General features: G+C 69.7%; 17 protein-coding genes. 13 read left to right on the forward strand and 4 right to left on the reverse strand.

Annotated features, from left to right (window positions below; genetic code table 11):
• Positions 1-12 precede the first annotated feature (12 nt).
• From AC1DG4_RS02925 to AC1DG4_RS02970, 10 genes are all read left to right on the forward strand, one after another.
• Entirely contained in the window at positions 13-2,826 is a 2,814-nt protein-coding gene (locus AC1DG4_RS02925) for a DNA translocase FtsK (RefSeq protein ID WP_477421054.1), read from the forward strand.
• Positions 2,826-3,413: a CDP-diacylglycerol--glycerol-3-phosphate 3-phosphatidyltransferase gene (pgsA, locus tag AC1DG4_RS02930; protein WP_477380742.1), complete on the forward strand. Its 588-nt coding sequence runs from the start codon at positions 2,826-2,828 to the stop codon at positions 3,411-3,413. Before AC1DG4_RS02925 ends, pgsA begins: the two co-directional genes overlap by 1 nt.
• A complete protein-coding gene (locus AC1DG4_RS02935) occupies positions 3,413-3,952 on the forward strand; it encodes a CinA family protein (RefSeq protein ID WP_477380740.1) in 540 nt (179 codons plus the stop codon). Before pgsA ends, AC1DG4_RS02935 begins: the two co-directional genes overlap by 1 nt.
• 141 nt (positions 3,953-4,093) lie before the next feature.
• Positions 4,094-4,402 (forward strand): helix-turn-helix domain-containing protein, encoded by a 309-nt coding sequence (locus tag AC1DG4_RS02940; RefSeq protein WP_045273774.1) that lies wholly within the window; start codon positions 4,094-4,096, stop codon positions 4,400-4,402.
• A 4-nt stretch (positions 4,403-4,406) separates the two neighbouring features.
• Complete coding sequence (locus AC1DG4_RS02945; protein ID WP_477380738.1) at positions 4,407-4,631, forward strand: DUF3046 domain-containing protein; 225 nt, start codon at positions 4,407-4,409, stop codon at positions 4,629-4,631.
• A gap of 273 nt (positions 4,632-4,904) precedes the next feature.
• Positions 4,905-5,957 carry a recombinase RecA gene (gene recA, locus AC1DG4_RS02950; RefSeq protein WP_477380736.1) on the forward strand — a complete coding sequence of 351 codons (1,053 nt, stop codon included), beginning with the start codon at positions 4,905-4,907 and terminating at the stop codon, positions 5,955-5,957.
• Positions 5,958-5,994: 37 nt separating this feature from the next.
• Positions 5,995-6,828: a regulatory protein RecX gene (locus AC1DG4_RS02955; protein WP_477421056.1), complete on the forward strand. Its 834-nt coding sequence runs from the start codon at positions 5,995-5,997 to the stop codon at positions 6,826-6,828.
• A 92-nt stretch (positions 6,829-6,920) separates the two neighbouring features.
• Complete coding sequence (gene miaB / locus AC1DG4_RS02960) at positions 6,921-8,471, forward strand: tRNA (N6-isopentenyl adenosine(37)-C2)-methylthiotransferase MiaB (protein WP_477380733.1); 1,551 nt, start codon at positions 6,921-6,923, stop codon at positions 8,469-8,471.
• Positions 8,468-9,406, forward strand: coding sequence for a tRNA (adenosine(37)-N6)-dimethylallyltransferase MiaA (gene miaA, locus AC1DG4_RS02965; RefSeq protein ID WP_477380731.1), 939 nt, complete (start codon positions 8,468-8,470; stop codon positions 9,404-9,406). Before miaB ends, miaA begins: the two co-directional genes overlap by 4 nt.
• The gene (locus tag AC1DG4_RS02970) at positions 9,403-9,873 is read left to right on the forward strand and encodes a GNAT family acetyltransferase (protein WP_477380729.1); all 471 of its coding nucleotides are present in this window, start codon (positions 9,403-9,405) and stop codon (positions 9,871-9,873) included. Before miaA ends, AC1DG4_RS02970 begins: the two co-directional genes overlap by 4 nt.
• A 39-nt stretch (positions 9,874-9,912) precedes the next feature.
• On the opposite strand, the gene AC1DG4_RS02975 is transcribed toward AC1DG4_RS02970, so the two are convergent.
• On the reverse strand, positions 9,913-10,164 hold the full coding sequence (locus AC1DG4_RS02975; RefSeq protein WP_045273768.1) for a DUF4242 domain-containing protein: 252 nt from the start codon (positions 10,162-10,164) through the stop codon (positions 9,913-9,915).
• A 159-nt stretch (positions 10,165-10,323) separates the two neighbouring features.
• Between AC1DG4_RS02975 and AC1DG4_RS02980 the strand changes: the two genes are divergently transcribed.
• Positions 10,324-10,695 carry a helix-turn-helix domain-containing protein gene (locus AC1DG4_RS02980; RefSeq protein ID WP_477380727.1) on the forward strand — a complete coding sequence of 124 codons (372 nt, stop codon included), beginning with the start codon at positions 10,324-10,326 and terminating at the stop codon, positions 10,693-10,695.
• Here AC1DG4_RS02980 and AC1DG4_RS02985 read toward each other — a convergent pair.
• Positions 10,677-11,321 carry a ClpP family protease gene (locus AC1DG4_RS02985; protein WP_477380725.1) on the reverse strand — a complete coding sequence of 215 codons (645 nt, stop codon included), beginning with the start codon at positions 11,319-11,321 and terminating at the stop codon, positions 10,677-10,679. The genes AC1DG4_RS02980 and AC1DG4_RS02985 overlap by 19 nt on opposite strands.
• 1 nt (position 11,322) lies before the next feature.
• Complete coding sequence (locus tag AC1DG4_RS02990) at positions 11,323-11,943, reverse strand: ClpP family protease (protein WP_477380723.1); 621 nt, start codon at positions 11,941-11,943, stop codon at positions 11,323-11,325.
• A gap of 145 nt (positions 11,944-12,088) precedes the next feature.
• Between AC1DG4_RS02990 and dapF the strand changes: the two genes are divergently transcribed.
• Positions 12,089-12,961 carry a diaminopimelate epimerase gene (gene dapF, locus AC1DG4_RS02995; protein WP_477380721.1) on the forward strand — a complete coding sequence of 291 codons (873 nt, stop codon included), beginning with the start codon at positions 12,089-12,091 and terminating at the stop codon, positions 12,959-12,961.
• Between the two features lie 64 nt (positions 12,962-13,025).
• Here dapF and AC1DG4_RS03000 read toward each other — a convergent pair whose 3' ends face one another.
• The gene (locus AC1DG4_RS03000; RefSeq protein ID WP_477380719.1) at positions 13,026-13,667 is read right to left on the reverse strand and encodes a class I SAM-dependent methyltransferase; all 642 of its coding nucleotides are present in this window, start codon (positions 13,665-13,667) and stop codon (positions 13,026-13,028) included.
• Positions 13,668-13,741: 74 nt separating this feature from the next.
• Between AC1DG4_RS03000 and hflX the strand changes: the two genes are divergently transcribed.
• Positions 13,742-15,247, forward strand: a complete 1,506-nt coding sequence (gene hflX / locus AC1DG4_RS03005; protein WP_477380718.1) for a GTPase HflX — start codon at positions 13,742-13,744, stop codon at positions 15,245-15,247.
• Positions 15,248-15,286 lie beyond the last annotated feature (39 nt).

The raw sequence follows: 15,286 nt of genomic DNA on the forward strand, positions 1-15,286 counted from the left end.
TAGCGTGGGGGCATGCCCAGGAGTTCGAATGCGACCAAGAGCGCGGCCGAGAAGCCCTCGACGCGCAGTCGCTCCACGTCCGGGGCGAAGCCGCGCAGCCGGGCCAAGGCCGCGCCCGCCCCGAGGAAGTACGTCGACGAGCCGGACAAGCCGCCGGTGATCGTGCGCGCCTGGACCGGGCTCGCGCACGGCGTGGGCGGCCTCTTCCGAGCCTTCGGCCTGGAGACCCTGGAGAAGGATCAGCGTCGCGACGGCTTCCCGTTCCTCCTCGTGCTGCTCGCCGCTGCGGGCGCCGTGAACGAGTGGTTCTTCATCGGCAACACGGTCGCGACGAACATCAGTGCCTACTCGGTGGGCGCCCTGATCGGGCGCGCCGCGTTCATCATGCCTGTACTGCTGCTGCTCCTGGCCGGATGGCTGTTCCGTCATCCCTCCTCCGTGCACGACAACGGGCGGATCGGGATCGGCTTCGGGCTGTTCGTGATCACTCTCGCGGGCTTCTGCCACGTCGCGGGCGGGATGCCGCAGCCGAAGCAGGGGATGGTGGCGCTCAGCGCCGCCGGCGGCCTGTTCGGCTGGCTGCTGGGCCAGCCTCTCAGCTACCTGACCTCGATCCCGGCCTACATCGTGCTGTCGCTGCTCGCGGCGCTCAGCGTGCTGATCCTCACCAAGACGCCGCCGAATCGCATCGGCCAGCGCCTGGGCGACCTGTACGCGTGGATGTTCGACGCGGAGCGCACGCCGAAGGCCGCCCCCGCCGAAGAGGGCGCAGCGGTCGACGAGGCCGACAAGGTCGATGACCCGGATGTGCTGCCCTGGTGGCGGCGCAACAAGACCGGCCGTGAAGAGGATCCGGAGGGCGAGCTCGGCTCGCAGGATCTCACCGAGCTGCTCACGTCCCAGGACGATACCCCCACCGCCGTCGCGCCGACGCCGGCGTACGACCAGGCCGTCATCACCGAGGACCCGTACGACGCCGCGACGGAGCTGCTCACGGAGGTGCGCTCCGTCGCGGGCGCACTGGCCGAGCAGCAGAGCACCGCGCTGCTCGACGACGGCGACACGGGGGAGCTCGACGAGCTGGCCGGCTTCGACGGCTTCGGCACCGCAGGACCAGGGCAGAAGGGGCCCCAGGCGCCGGTCGCCCCGTACATCCTGCCCTCGCCCGGAGTGCTCAAGGTCGGGCCGCCGCCGGTGCTCCGCTCGGAGGCCACGGACCGGGTGATCGAGCAGCTCACGAACGTGCTGACCCAGTTCAACGTCGACGCCAAGGTCACCGGGTTCTCCCGAGGACCGACGGTGACCCAGTACGAGATCGAGGTCGGTCACGGCGTCAAGGTCGAGAAGATCCTGCAGCTGAGCAACAACTTCGCCTACGCGGTCGCCTCGAACGACGTGCGAATCCTCTCTCCGATCCCGGGCAAGAGCGCGATCGGCATCGAGATCCCGAACGCCGACAAGGAGATGGTGGCGCTCGGCGACGTGCTGCGGTCCTCGGCCGCGCAGAAGAGCACGCATCCGATGACGATCGGCGTCGGCAAGGACGTCGGCGGCAACATCGTCATCGCCAACCTCGCCAAGATGCCGCACCTGCTGGTCGCGGGATCCACCGGATCCGGCAAGTCCAGCTTCGTGAACTCGATGATCACGAGTCTGCTGATGCGCGCGCGCCCCGCCGATGTGCGCATGGTGCTGATCGACCCGAAGCGCGTCGAGCTCACCAGCTACGCCGGAGTGCCGCACCTGATCACGCCGATCATCACGAACCCGAAGAAGGCCGCAGAGGCGCTGCAGTGGGTCGTGAAGGAGATGGACATGCGGTACGACGACCTCGCGTCGTTCGGCTTCCGTCATATCGACGACTTCAACCGCGCCGTGCGCGCCGGAGAGGTCGTGCTGCCCCCTGGCAGCGAGCGCGCGCTCAAGCCCTACCCCTACCTTCTCGTGGTGGTCGACGAGCTCGCGGACCTGATGATGGTCGCCCCGCGCGATGTGGAGGACTCGATCGTCCGCATCACCCAGCTCGCTCGAGCGAGCGGCATCCATCTCGTGCTCGCGACACAGCGCCCGAGCGTCGACGTCGTGACCGGCCTGATCAAGGCCAATGTGYCGTCACGTCTCGCGTTCGCCGTGACCAGCGTCACCGACAGCCGGGTGATCCTGGACAGCCCCGGCGCCGACAAGCTGATCGGACAGGGCGACGCGCTGTTCTCTCCGATGGGTTCCTCCAAGCCGTTCCGCCTTCAAGGCGCCTGGGTCGACGAGAGCGAGATCGACGCGGTCGTCAAGCACGTCACGGGTCAGGCGCGTCCGGAGTACCGACCCGATGTGGCCGAAGCGGTCGAGGGCAAGAAGAAGGAGGTCGACGAGGACATCGGCGACGACCTCGAGCTGCTCCTCGCCGCCGCCGAACTCATCGTCTCCTCGCAGTTCGGCTCGACCTCGATGCTGCAGCGCAAGCTGCGCGTCGGCTTCGCCAAGGCCGGGCGGCTCATGGATCTGCTCGAGTCGCGCGAGATCGTCGGTCCGTCCGAGGGATCCAAGGCGCGCGACGTTCTGGTCACCACCGAGCAGCTGGCCGGTGTGCTGGCCAAGCTGCGCGGCGAGGATCCGCCCTCCGCGCACGCCGCGCCGGCCGCAGCGACGGCTGCCGCGCCCATGGCTGCGGCCGCAATGCCGCCGCGTCCCGCCGCCCCGGTGCCTGCATCGACTCACAGCCCTGACGACCGCTACGGCGAGGACCCGCTCGAGGCGCAGTACCGCGGGCTCCCAGAGGTCGACGCTGAGACGGACGAGGACGCCTGGGGCCTGACGGGGCGCGACTGATGGCGATCCCGCGACAGCTGCCGAATGCGATCACGATCGCCCGTATTCCCCTCGCCGTGGTCTTCTTCGTGCTCCTGTTGCTGGGAGGGACGAACGGCGTGACCCAGCCCGCGCTGCGCTGGGTCGCGGCGGGGCTGTTCATCCTGGCCATCTCGACGGACTGGGTGGACGGCTATCTCGCGCGCAGGTACGACCTGGTCAGCGACTTCGGCAAGCTCTGGGATCCGATCGCCGACAAGCTGCTCACCGGCGCGGGCTTCATCGGCCTCGCGATCCTCGGCGAGGTGTGGTGGTGGCTGGTGCTCGTCATCCTGGTCCGGGAGTGGGGCATCACCGTGCACCGCTTCATGATCGTCAAGGAGCACGTCGTCGCCGCGGCGTGGATGGGCAAGGTCAAGACGACCGTGCAAGCCGTGGCGCTGTCCTGGGCGCTGTTGCCGTTGCACGTCTGGATCGGGATGCCGGTGTGGTCGATCACGACCACGGTGCTGATGGTGATCGCGCTCATCCTGACGATCCTGAGCGGCATCGACTACGTGGTGGCGCAGGTGCGCGGCTCTCGCGCGGACCGCGGCGCCGCGTCCTGATGGCCGCGGAGTCGTCTCGCGCCGCGGCCGCCGTGCTCGATGCGCTGCGTGAGCGCGGGATGACGCTGGCCGTCGCCGAGTCGCTCACCGGTGGGGCGCTGTCAGCGGCACTCGTGGATATCCCGGGGGCTTCGGACGTGCTCAACGGGGCGGTGGTCGCCTACGCGACGCCGATCAAGTCCTCGGTGCTGGGAGTGGATCCGCTCCTGCTCGCGACGCACGGAGCGGTCGATCCGGAGGTGGCGCGGCAGATGGCTGCGGGCGCCCGCGCGGCGCTGGCTGTGGACGGGCGCGCCGCGGACGTCGGCGTCGCTACGACCGGTGTCGCCGGTCCCACCCCGCAGGACGGGAAACCTGTCGGTACGGTGCACATCGGAGTGAGCGTCGCCGAGCGCACGATCAGCAGAGCAGTCCTGTTCGACGGCGATCGTTCCGCGATCCGCGCGGCCGCGGTTCTGGCGGCTCTCGCACTGGTCTTCGAGGCGGTGGCGGGTGAGGGGATCGACGCCGACGCGCCCGGGCGGAACGACCGGGAATAGAGTGCTTCTCGACGAAGTTGAGTCGAGTGTGCTCACATTCAATGCACAGGACGAAATACTAGTGTCGATCCCGACAGGTCGGGTTAGACTGACCATCCGATCCGGCGCTTGGGGCCGGGCGATGGGGGAGAGGAGGTCCCGATGATTCTCGTACGACAGGAGATCGGTGACGTGCTGCGGGACTTCCGTTTGCAGAAGGGCCGCACACTCCGCCAGGTCGCCGGCAAAGCATCTGTCGCGCTCGGGTACCTCAGCGAGGTCGAGCGCGGGCAGAAGGAAGCATCCAGCGAGATCCTCGCCTCGGTCGCCGAAGCACTCGACGTCCCGATCTCCACCATCATGCGCGAGGTCGGCGATCGGATCGCCGTGCTCGAAGGCATGCAGGTCATCCCCGACGTCGTTCCCGACGAGCTGGTGGCCTCGGTCGAGTCCGAGCTGTCGCTGCGCTGACGGGATGCGGCGCAGCGAATTCCTCCGTGCGGTTGACGCGGAGTTCGGATCGCGTGGCGGTTCCCTTGTGGCGGACCTCGTTCTGAGCGCCGTCGGCGGGCGCACGTCCGCGCAGGCGATGGAGGCCGGTGTGCCTCCGCGGGATGTGTGGCTGGCGCTGTGCGCCGAGATGGATGTGCCGGAGTCGCACCGGTACGGTGCGGGTCGGCTGGAGCCCAGACGGCGCTGAATCCGTTCGGATCCGGACGCGCGGTGTTCGATCCGTTCCCCGCTCTTCTCGGCGTGTCGTCGAAGACATGTTCGAGATGCGCGTATCGTCCTGCACAGATGATTTCGTGATCGGGATCTGCACGACTTGCGGAAACGCCGGCTGAATGTCGGAGGCCCCGCCTAGCGTGTTCGACATGACCACGAGGTCATACGCCTTGTCGGAGAGCTCGCCCCACCCGGGGCAGCCGCGACAGCCTACAGGCGGCAGTTCACGAGCACGAAGGAGCACGTCATGCCCTCTCCCGCAGACCGCGAGAAGTCCCTCGAGACCGCACTCGCCCAGATCGACAAGCAGTTCGGAAAAGGCTCGGTCATGCGCCTGGGCAGCGACGAGCGTGCTCCTGTCGCCGTCATCCCCACCGGCTCCATCGCGCTCGACGTCGCTCTCGGCGTCGGCGGGCTGCCGCGCGGCCGCATCGTCGAGATCTACGGCCCGGAGTCCTCGGGTAAGACCACGCTGACCCTGCACGCGATCGCCAACGCGCAGCGCGCCGGCGGCATCGCGGCGTTCGTGGACGCGGAGCACGCTCTCGACCCCGAGTACGCCAAGAAGCTCGGCGTCGACATCGATGCGCTGCTCGTCTCCCAGCCCGACACCGGCGAGCAGGCGCTCGAGATCGCCGACATGCTCGTGCGCTCCGGTGCCATCGACCTCATCGTCATCGACTCCGTGGCGGCTCTCGTGCCGCGCGCGGAGATCGAGGGCGAGATGGGCGACTCGCACGTCGGCCTGCAGGCGCGACTGATGTCGCAGGCGCTGCGCAAGCTCACGGGTGGTCTGAACCAGACCAACACCACGATGATCTTCATCAACCAGCTGCGCGAGAAGATCGGCGTGTTCTTCGGCTCCCCGGAGACCACCGCCGGCGGTAAGGCGCTGAAGTTCTACGCGTCGGTCCGCCTCGACATCCGCCGCATCGAGACGCTGAAGGACGGCACAGAGGCGGTCGGAAACCGCACCAGGGTCAAGGTCGTGAAGAACAAGATGGCTCCGCCGTTCAAGCAGGCCGAGTTCGACATCCTGTACGGCATCGGCATCTCCCGCGAGGGCAGCCTCATCGACTTCGGTGTCGACCACGGCATCGTGAAGAAGTCCGGCGCCTGGTACACCTACGACGGGGACCAGCTCGGCCAGGGCAAGGAGAACGCGCGTAACTTCCTGCTCAAGAACCCCGATATCGCGGAGACGATCGAGACGCAGATCAAGCAGAAGCTCGGCATCGGCGGCGCGGCGGCTCCCGCTGAGACGGCGGCAGACGAGCTCGCGCAGCGGCGTCCGGCCTGACATGTGCCCCGACGACGCTCAGCGACCGGAGTAAGCCGTGAACGATGAAAGGGGCGGGGCATCGTCCGAGGACGATCGTCTCGCCCCCGTGATCCCGCTGTTCGGAGGGAGCGGTGCGTCTGCCGATGGCGAGCGGCCGCGCCCCTCGAGCCCGGCGTCTTCCGAGTCGTCCACAGGAGCGGAGTGGCGGTCGACCTGGGCTGCGGAGGCCGCGGCCGAGCGACGCGGTCCGAGTTCCCGCCACCCCGCCGCCGCGGCGCTGGCGCCGGAGGCGGCTCAGGGCTCTGCGCCGGTGGCCACCGGGCCGGCCCGTCGCGGATTGCGTGCCGTCGGACGCCGTCATGGCGGAGACGATGCCTCCGCGTCCGAGGATCCGATCGCCGACGCGAGCGAACTGCTGGTCCGGAAGCTCCGATCCAAGCAGCTCTCCAGCGCGGAAGCGCGCGACGTGCTGAGGGAGAACGGCCTCGCGTCCGATGAGCGCGATCTCGTCATCGAGCAGTTCGAACAGCGCGGGTATCTCGATGACGCGTCCCTGGCCGAGCTCCTGGTGACCTCCGGATCCGAGCGCAAGGGACAGGGGCGCGTGGTGATCGCCCGCACGCTCAGCCAGYGCGGCATTCCTCGCCAGATCGCCGACGAGGCGCTGTCCGTCCTGGATGACGACGACGCCGAGCGGGCGCTCGACTACGCGCGGTCCAAGGTGGCCGGTCTGCGTCGCTACGACGAGGACACGGCCATCCGACGCCTTGTCGGGCAGCTGTCCCGCCGCGGATACGGGGGCGGCGTGGCGCTGACCGCCGCACGCACGGCCTGGCGCGAGACGCAGCGCGGTTCGGGTGTCGGGCGGGTGCGGTTCGAGGAGAGCTGAGGCCGAAGGGCGGACTTTCCCATCATCGAGGGGAAACCGGCCCGGGGGGAGCRGGGCCTTTCCCGCCAGGCGAAAGTAGAATGGCAGGCACTATGACCATTCCCCTCTCAGAGCCCACGCTCATCGCGCCCTCTGCCGCGGCGCTCGATGAGGTCGGGCAGCGGCGCACGTACGAGGTGCGCACCTTCGGATGCCAGATGAACGTGCACGACTCCGAGCGTCTGTCGGGCTCGCTGGAGAGCGCCGGTTACGTCCGCGCCGCCGCGGACGATGAGGCCGACATCGTCATCATCAACACGTGCGCGGTGCGCGACAATGCCGCCGGCAAGCTGTACGGCACGCTGGGGCATCTGAAGAGCCGCAAGGACAAGCACGCCGGGATGCAGATCGCGGTCGGCGGCTGCCTGGCGCAGATGGACAAGCAGGCGGTGCTCGACAAGGCGCCCTGGGTCGACGTGGTCTTCGGCACCCACAACATGGGTTCCCTGCCTGGTCTGCTCGAGCGCGCCCGCCACAACGGCGAGGCCGAGCTGGAGATCCTTGAGTCCCTCGAGGTCTTCCCGTCCACGCTGCCGACCCGTCGTGATTCGGCGCACAGCGGCTGGGTGTCGATCTCCGTGGGCTGCAACAACACCTGCACGTTCTGCATCGTGCCCAGTCTCCGCGGCAAAGAGAAGGACCGCCGTCCGGGCGACATCCTGAACGAGATCCGCCTGCTCGTCGAAGACGGTGCGATCGAGGTCACGCTGCTCGGCCAGAACGTGAACTCCTACGGCGTCGAGTTCGGCGACCGCCAGGCGTTCGGCAAGCTGCTGCGTGCCGCCGGCGAGATCGAGGGTCTCGAGCGGATCCGCTTCACGAGCCCGCACCCTGCAGCCTTCACCGACGATGTGATCGATGCGATGGCGGAGACGCCGAACGTCATGCCGCAGCTGCACATGCCGCTGCAGTCCGGCAGCGACCGGATTCTGCGCGCGATGCGCCGCTCCTACCGCAGCGAGAAGTTCCTGGGCATCCTCGACCGCGTGCGCGCGAAGATCCCGAACGCCGCGATCTCCACCGACATCATCGTCGGCTTCCCGGGAGAGACCGAGGAGGACTTCGAGGACACGATGCGCGTCGTGGAGCAGGCCCGCTTCGCGAGCGCCTTCACGTTCCAGTACTCGATCCGCGAGGGCACGCCCGCCGCGACCATGGACGAGCAGGTCCCCAAGGAGATCGTGCAGGCGCGCTACGAGCGCCTCATCGCGCTGCAGGAACGCATCTCGCTCGGGGAGAACCAGAAGCAGGTCGGCCGCGAGGTCGAAGTCCTGGTCTCCGTCGGGGAGGGCAAGAAGGATGCCGAGACGCACCGGCTCACCGGCCGCGCCCAGGACAACCGCCTCGTGCACTTCGAGCTGCCCGAGGGCTCCGACCGACCGCGTCCGGGCGACGTGGTGACCGTGACCATCACCCACGGGGCGCCGTTCCACCTGCTTGCGGACGCAATCGACGGCGCGCCGCTGCGGATCCGTCGCACGCGCGGCGGCGACGCCTGGGACCGGGCGCAGACCGAGTCCTGCGCGGTGCCGGCGGCGCCCGCGTCCGACGGGACGCCGCGCGCGGTGTCGCTGGGACTGCCGACGCTCCGCGTCGGAGTGTGAGCGCGCCCGACGCCTCCGCCCCGCGTCTGTGGGCGATCGTGGGTGCGACCGGCACGGGCAAGAGCGATCTGTCGCTCGACCTCGCACAGGCGCTGGCGGCGCGCGGGCGCCGCGCCGAGATCGTGAACGCGGACGCCATGCAGCTCTACCGCGGGATGGACATCGGCACCGCCAAGCTCGCCCCCTCCGAGCGGCGGGGGATCCCTCATCACCTCTTCGACGTGCTCGACGTCACCGAGGACGCGGCGGTGGCCTGGTACCAGCCGCACGCGCGCGCCGCGATCGAACAGATCCACACCGGCGGCGCGGATGCGATCCTCGTGGGCGGATCCGGCCTGTACGTCTCGAGCGTGCTCTACGACTTCCGCTTCCCGCCCCGGGACGATGCGCTGCGTGCGCGTCTCGAGGCGGAACTGGAGCACGACGGTCCGGGGCCCCTGCTTGCGCGCCTGCAGCAGCAGGATCCGGAGGCCGCCGCGCGGATCGACCCGAAGAACGGCCGCCGCATCGTGCGAGCGCTCGAGGTGCTCGCGCTCGGTGAGCGCACGCACGGTGCGGCACTGCCCGAGCGGCCGGTGCCCTGGCACCCGCGCACTCGGGTGCTGGCGCTGGGCATCGAACGTGCGACGCTCGTCGAGCGGCTGGACCGGCGGGTGGAGCGCATGTGGGAGCAGGGCATGCTCGCCGAGGTCGAACGGCTGCGCGGCCAGGGCCTCGAGCAGGGTACGACGGCACGCCGTGCGATCGGCTACGCGCAGGCGCTGTCCCAGTTGGCCGGCGGGCTCACACAGGAAGAGGCCATCGCCGAGACGCAGGCGCTCACTCGTCGCTACGCGCGCCGCCAGGTGTCCTGGTTCCGCCGGTACGCCGAGGCGGAGTGGATCGACGCGCTGGCGCCGATCGATGCAGGGACGATCGTGGAGGAGAGCGCATGACCACCGACATCGGGATCAGAGCCTTCGAGCGCGCAGATACGGACGCTGTCGTCGCCCTCTGGGAGGACGCGGGGCTGACCCGGCCGTGGAATGATCCGCGCGCGGACATCGAACGCAAGCTCGCGGTGCAGCCGGAGCTCTTCCTGGTCGCGGAGGAGCGCGCGCCGGAACCTTCCCGCGACGATGCCGATGGAGCCGACGCTCGGATCGTCGGCTCCGTGATGGCGGGCTACGACGGGCATCGCGGCTGGCTCTACTACCTCGCCAGCGCCTCGGATCGGCGCGGTCGCGGTATCGGCCGGGCGCTCGTCGCGGAGGCCGAACGGCTCCTGCGCGCGATGGGCTGCCCCAAGGTCCAGCTCATGGTGCGGGTGGGCAACGAGCAGGTGCTCGGCTTCTACGACGAGCTCGGCTACGAGCGCTTCGAGGTCGGGAACACCGGCAAGCGGCTCATCCACGACGTCTGATCGCTCGGTCGCCGCGGGCCGCGTCCGTCGGGCTGAGCGTTAGCGACCTTCCTGGACGAGATGGATCTCATCCGCGACGAGTCCATGCGCCTCGCGGTGCACGGTGTTCGCGGCTTCCGCGTCCGGCGCATCGACGAGGCAGAAGATCTTCCCTCCCTCCTCATCGACCCAGTAGCGCAGATAGTGCACGCCGTGCTGATCCTGCGTCGCAAGGTCGGCCGCGTGCGCCGCGGCGACATCGTCCAGCGTGACGGGGCCGTCGAGCCGGTGGACATCCATGTAGAGCGCCATGATCTGATCCCTTCCTGCGGGGCGTACCGCCCCTCCGCCMGATTCCACTCCTCGACGATCGCGTCCGCATCCGGGCCAGCACCCTAGTGCGGCAGGGAACTGTTCTGCTCAGAGCGGATCCGGTCGCGCGCGCGGAGACGGCGTGCCTAGCATGGCGCCATGACCGCGACCCCTGACCCTCTCCGCATCGCGCACGCCCCCGCGCACGAGCCCCGGAAGAACCCGGGAACCGAACCGGAGCGCCTGTGGCGCAATGTCGTGGGGGAGCTGCTGCGCGACGCCCGTACGGATCGTGGCGAGACGCTCGCCGAGACCGCGCAGCGCGCGGGGGTCTCCCCGCAGTACCTGTCCGAGATGGAGCGCGGGCGCAAGGAGGCGTCCAGCGAAATGCTCGCCGCGGTGTCCGGGGCGCTCGGTCTCACGCTGCTGGACCTCACCCTCGGCGTCGCCGAGCGGATCACGATCGGCGCCGCGACGCCGATCCGGCAACCCGCGCAGCCGGCGCGCGCCGCCTACGCACTGGCCGCCTGAGCGCGTCCTGACCCGACGGATGGCGGCTCGGGCATCGCGGGCGCCTGCATCACGACCTGGTCCACGAGGCCGTACTCGCGCGCGCCCTCCGCAGTGAGCACGAGATCCCGGTCCGTGTCGCTGCGCAGCCTTTCCGCGCTCTGCCCGGTGTGAGCGACGAGGATCTGCTCCAGGCTGTCGCGCACCCGCACGACCTCGTCGGCCTGAAGGATGAGGTCGGGGATCGTTCCGCGGCCCTGTGCGGCGGGCTGGTGCAGGATCACCCTGGCGTGCGGCAGCGCAGCGCGCTTCCCCGCCGCCCCCGCGGCCAGCAGCACCGCGCCGACGGACACCGCCTGGCCGATGCAGAACGTCGCGACGTCCGAGCGGATGAAGCGCATGGTGTCGTAGACCGCGAGCATGGCGCTGGGATCCCCGCCCTCGCAGTTGATGTAGAGCTGGATGTCCCGATCGCTGCCCGTGGCGTCAAGGTGCAGGAGCTGCGCAACGAGCACGTTGGCGACGTCGGCATCCAGCGGTGTGCCGAGATAGATCACCCGCTCCGCGAGCAGGTGGGAGTACACGTCGAGCACACGATCGCCTCGGGGTGAGGTCGAGATGACGTTGGGGACGAGGAACGAGGCCATGTCAGGCTCCTTCTGCGGTCAGGCCGATGCTTCGGCGGCTGAGACGCGGCAGGACGGCCGCGAAGTCCGTGGTGATCTCATCGATGAATCCGTACGCGAGCGCCTCCTCGGCGCTGTACCAGCGGTCGTGCAGCGAGTCCTCGAAGACCCGCTCGATGCTCTGCCCGGTGTCGTCGGCGATCAGGCCCAGCACGGTGTCGCGGGTGTGCCGCAGATCCGCCGCCTGCAGCGCGACGTCGACGGCGGTACCTCCGATGCCCGCGGAGCCCTGGTGCAGCAGGATCCGGCTGTGCGGCAGCGCCCGCCGCTTGCCCTTCGTTCCGGCGGAGAGCAGGAACTGACCGGCGCTGCAGGCCAGCCCGAAGGCGATCGTGGCGACGTCGGACGGCACGGTGCGCATGAGGTCGCGAATCGCGAGCATGGCGGGCACGGATCCGCCGGGGGAGTGGATCCAGAGCGTGATGTCGGCGTCGGGATCCTCGGCGGCCAGGGCGAGCAGCTGGGTCATGAGCAGCACGCCGTTGTCGTCGTCGAGGGCGCCGTCGAGCACGAGCACCCGGCGCGCGAACAGCATCCGGCGCGTGTCGGCGTCGAAGAGGTTGCGGGGCATGTCATCGGTCATGTCCTCAGCGTGCGTCGCCGGGCGAACGGGACGCCAGCGGATCTGCCGGGAGCGGATCCGCTCCCGGCAGAGGAGGTGATCGACAGCGGAGCGGAGCGGACCGCGCGCGCAGCGGCCGCAGAAGCGCCGCCCCTAGAATCGACGCATGGTCGCATTCACCAAGGGGCACGGTACCGGCAACGATTTCGTCATCATCGCCGACGCCGAGGGTGCGCTGGATCTGAGCGCCGATCAGGTCGCCGCGCTCTGCGATCGCCACTTCGGGATCGGCGCGGACGGACTGCTGCGCGTGGTGCGCTCCCGCGCACTTCCCGAGGGTGCCGCTGCCCTCGCGGAGAACCCCGACGCGGAGTGGTTCATGGACTACCGCAACGCCGACGGCTCTGTGGCCGAGATGTGCGGCAACGGGGTCCGCGTGTTCGCGCACTACCTGCTGCGCACGGGGCTCGCCGACCTGGACGAGGGCGGATCGATGCCGATCGGCACGCGAGCCGGGGTGCGCGACGTCACCCGCAGCGCCGAGGGCTACCGCGTCGACATCGGCGCCTGGCGGCTGTCCGGGCACGATCCGCTCGCCCGTGCCACGGGGTTGAGCGTTCCCCGCCCGGGTCTCGGCATCGACGTCGGCAACCCGCATGTCGTGGTGGCGATCGCGTCGGACGCGGAGCTCGATGGCCTCGAGCTCACGCACGGACCCGAGCTCGCCCCGATGCCGGAGCACGGAGCGAACGTCGAGTTCGTCGTACCGGCGGAGCCGCTCGTGCAGGACGACGTGGGCCGCGTGCGCATGCGCGTGTTCGAGCGCGGCGTGGGGGAGACCCTCAGCTGCGGCACCGGCGTCGTGGCCACCGCTCTCGCGGTGCGGCATTGGGCGGGCGCTGCGGCCCCGAACGAGTGGCTCGTGGAGGTCCCCGGCGGCACGCTGCGCGTGACGATGGCTCCCGGCGCGGACGGCGAGCACGCCTTCCTGTCGGGACCTGCCCAGCTCGCCTTCTCCGGCGAGATCGAGCTCGCCTGACGCCTGACGCTTGCCGCCGCAGGGAGTTGCCGTCGGTGCGGCCGACGGGGTCGCCCGAAGGGGGTTAAGGCAACGTGATGGTCTCGGTGGGTGGTGTGCCGTGCCGGCGGACCTTCAACACGCGGAAGCCGCGGCCGGTCGTCGCGCGGTAGACGCTGTAGCCGTCGTCGAAGGTGGTCGCCAGCCAGCGCTGCAGCGAGTCGGCCCCGAGATTGCGGCTCACCACGAACCAGCCGTCCGCGCGTTCGTCCAGTCGCGGGATCCAGCGCTCCAGCAGATCGTGCAGCTCGCTCTTGCCGACGCGGATGGGTGGATTCGAGCGGATCGTGCGGAAGCTCACGTCGGCGGGAACATCGTCGGGGGTGACGGCGTTGATGTTGTCGAGGCCGAGTTCGGCGGCGTTGCGGCGGACCAGATCCAGCGCCCGCTCGTTGACGTCCACCGCCCACACGGTCGCGTGCGGCGAGGCGAGAGCGAGCGATAGGGAGATCGGACCCCAGCCGCACCCGAGATCGAGCAGGTGCCCGCCAGGCGGCGGGGGCGGGGTGTTCGCGAGGAGCACGGAGGTGCCGACATCCACATGATCGGGGCTGAAGACTCCGGCCGCGGTGGTGAGTTCGGTCTCCTTGCCCGCGAGGGTCACCCTGATCCTGCGGAGGTTCTCGGGGCTGGCGGGGGCCGCAGTGAAGTAGTGGTCCGAGCCCATGGAGCGAGCGTAGCGGACACTCCCAGCTAAAGTTAAGGCGCCCGACCGAATCGGCGGGCACGAGAAAGGTGCGGATGACGCAGCCCACGACACATGACGAGCACGGCGACGCGGTCGAGCGCGTCCTGGCAGCAGCGGAACGGCGCGCGGAATCGCACGTCTTCGGATCCGCGCAGGCGCTGCAGGACACGGCCACAGCCGGCTACACCTCCACGGACGGCGAGCAGTGGGAGGTGGAGGATCGGCATGCGCTGCGGCGCGTGGCAGGGCTCTCGACCGAGCTCGAAGACGTCACCGAGGTCGAGTACCGCCAGCTCCGCCTGGAGAACGTCGTGCTGGTTGGCGTGTATCCGCAGGGTGCGCAGGAGGACGCGGAGAACTCCCTGCGGGAACTGGCCGCGCTCGCGGAGACCGCGGGCGCCGTCGTACTCGACGGCCTGCTGCAGCGTCGGCCGCATCCGGATCCCGCCACCTACCTGGGCCGAGGAAAGGCCCAGGAGCTCAAGGACATCGTGGCCGCCGTCGGCGCCGACACCGTGATCGCCGACACCGAGCTCGCGTCGTCTCAGCGCCGCGCGCTGGAGGACGTCGTCAAGGTGAAGGTCATCGACCGCACCACCGTGATCCTCGACATCTTCAGCCAGCACGCCAAGAGCCGTGAGGGCCGGGCGCAGGTCGAGCTGGCTCAGCTCGAGTACCTGCTGCCGCGTCTGCGCGGCTGGGGCGAGTCGATGAGCCGCCAGGCCGGTGGCCAGGTCGGCGCGGGCGGCGCGGGCATGGGCTCGCGCGGACCCGGTGAGACGAAGATCGAACTCGATCGTCGTCGCATCCGCACCCGCATGGCCATGCTGCGCAAGCAGATCCGCGACTTCAAACCCGCCCGTGAAGCCAAGCGCGCCGAGCGCAAGCGCCACACGATCCCGTCCGTCGCGATCGCCGGCTACACGAACGCGGGCAAGTCCAGCCTGCTCAACGCCCTCACCAGCGCGGGTGTGCTCGTCGAGAACGCGCTGTTCGCGACCCTGGACGCCACCGTGCGCCGGTCGGAGACCGCTGACGGGCGCGTCTACACGCTCACCGACACAGTCGGGTTCGTGCGCAACCTGCCGCACCAGCTCGTCGAGGCGTTCCGGTCCACGCTCGAGGAGGTCGCCGACGCTGACGTCGTCGTGCACGTCGTCGATGGATCCCACCCGGACCCGGCCGGGCAGATCAAGACCGTGCGCGACGTGATGGGCGATGTGGGTGCGCGCAGCATCCCCGAGATCATCGTGTTCAACAAGGCGGATCTCCTGGACGACGACGAGCGGATGGTGCTGCGCGGGCTCGTGCCCGGTGCACACTTCGTGTCGTCGCGCAGCGGAGAGGGCATCGCCGAGCTGCGGGTTGCGATCGACGAGCTGCTGCCGAAGCCGGCGGTCGAGATCAGCGCCGTCGTGCCGTACGACCGGGGCGATCTCGTCGCAGCCGTGCATGAGACCGGGCTGCTGCTCGAGGTCGCGCACGAGGAGGCGGGCACCCGCATCCACGCGCACGTCAACGAGCGCCTCGCCGCGGAACTCGCACCTTTCGCGGTCTGACGGCGTCCGAGACGACGACCGATATTCCGGTTTCGACCG

This window comes from Microbacterium sp. 05N427 (genome assembly GCF_056397105.1).

Coding starts and splice junctions, on each gene's coding strand:
- pgsA (WP_477380742.1), top strand. CDS start 2,826: ATGGCGATCCCGCGACAGCTGCCGAATGCGATCACGATCGCCCGTATT.
- AC1DG4_RS02935 (WP_477380740.1), top strand. CDS start 3,413: ATGGCCGCGGAGTCGTCTCGCGCCGCGGCCGCCGTGCTCGATGCGCTG.
- AC1DG4_RS02940 (WP_045273774.1), top strand. CDS start 4,094: ATGATTCTCGTACGACAGGAGATCGGTGACGTGCTGCGGGACTTCCGT.
- AC1DG4_RS02945 (WP_477380738.1), top strand. CDS start 4,407: ATGCGGCGCAGCGAATTCCTCCGTGCGGTTGACGCGGAGTTCGGATCG.
- recA (WP_477380736.1), top strand. CDS start 4,905: ATGCCCTCTCCCGCAGACCGCGAGAAGTCCCTCGAGACCGCACTCGCC.
- miaB (WP_477380733.1), top strand. CDS start 6,921: ATGACCATTCCCCTCTCAGAGCCCACGCTCATCGCGCCCTCTGCCGCG.
- AC1DG4_RS02970 (WP_477380729.1), top strand. CDS start 9,403: ATGACCACCGACATCGGGATCAGAGCCTTCGAGCGCGCAGATACGGAC.
- AC1DG4_RS02975 (WP_045273768.1), bottom strand. CDS start 10,164: ATGGCGCTCTACATGGATGTCCACCGGCTCGACGGCCCCGTCACGCTG.
- AC1DG4_RS02980 (WP_477380727.1), top strand. CDS start 10,324: ATGACCGCGACCCCTGACCCTCTCCGCATCGCGCACGCCCCCGCGCAC.
- AC1DG4_RS02985 (WP_477380725.1), bottom strand. CDS start 11,321: ATGGCCTCGTTCCTCGTCCCCAACGTCATCTCGACCTCACCCCGAGGC.
- AC1DG4_RS02990 (WP_477380723.1), bottom strand. CDS start 11,943: ATGACCGATGACATGCCCCGCAACCTCTTCGACGCCGACACGCGCCGG.
- dapF (WP_477380721.1), top strand. CDS start 12,089: ATGGTCGCATTCACCAAGGGGCACGGTACCGGCAACGATTTCGTCATC.
- AC1DG4_RS03000 (WP_477380719.1), bottom strand. CDS start 13,667: ATGGGCTCGGACCACTACTTCACTGCGGCCCCCGCCAGCCCCGAGAAC.
- hflX (WP_477380718.1), top strand. CDS start 13,742: ATGACGCAGCCCACGACACATGACGAGCACGGCGACGCGGTCGAGCGC.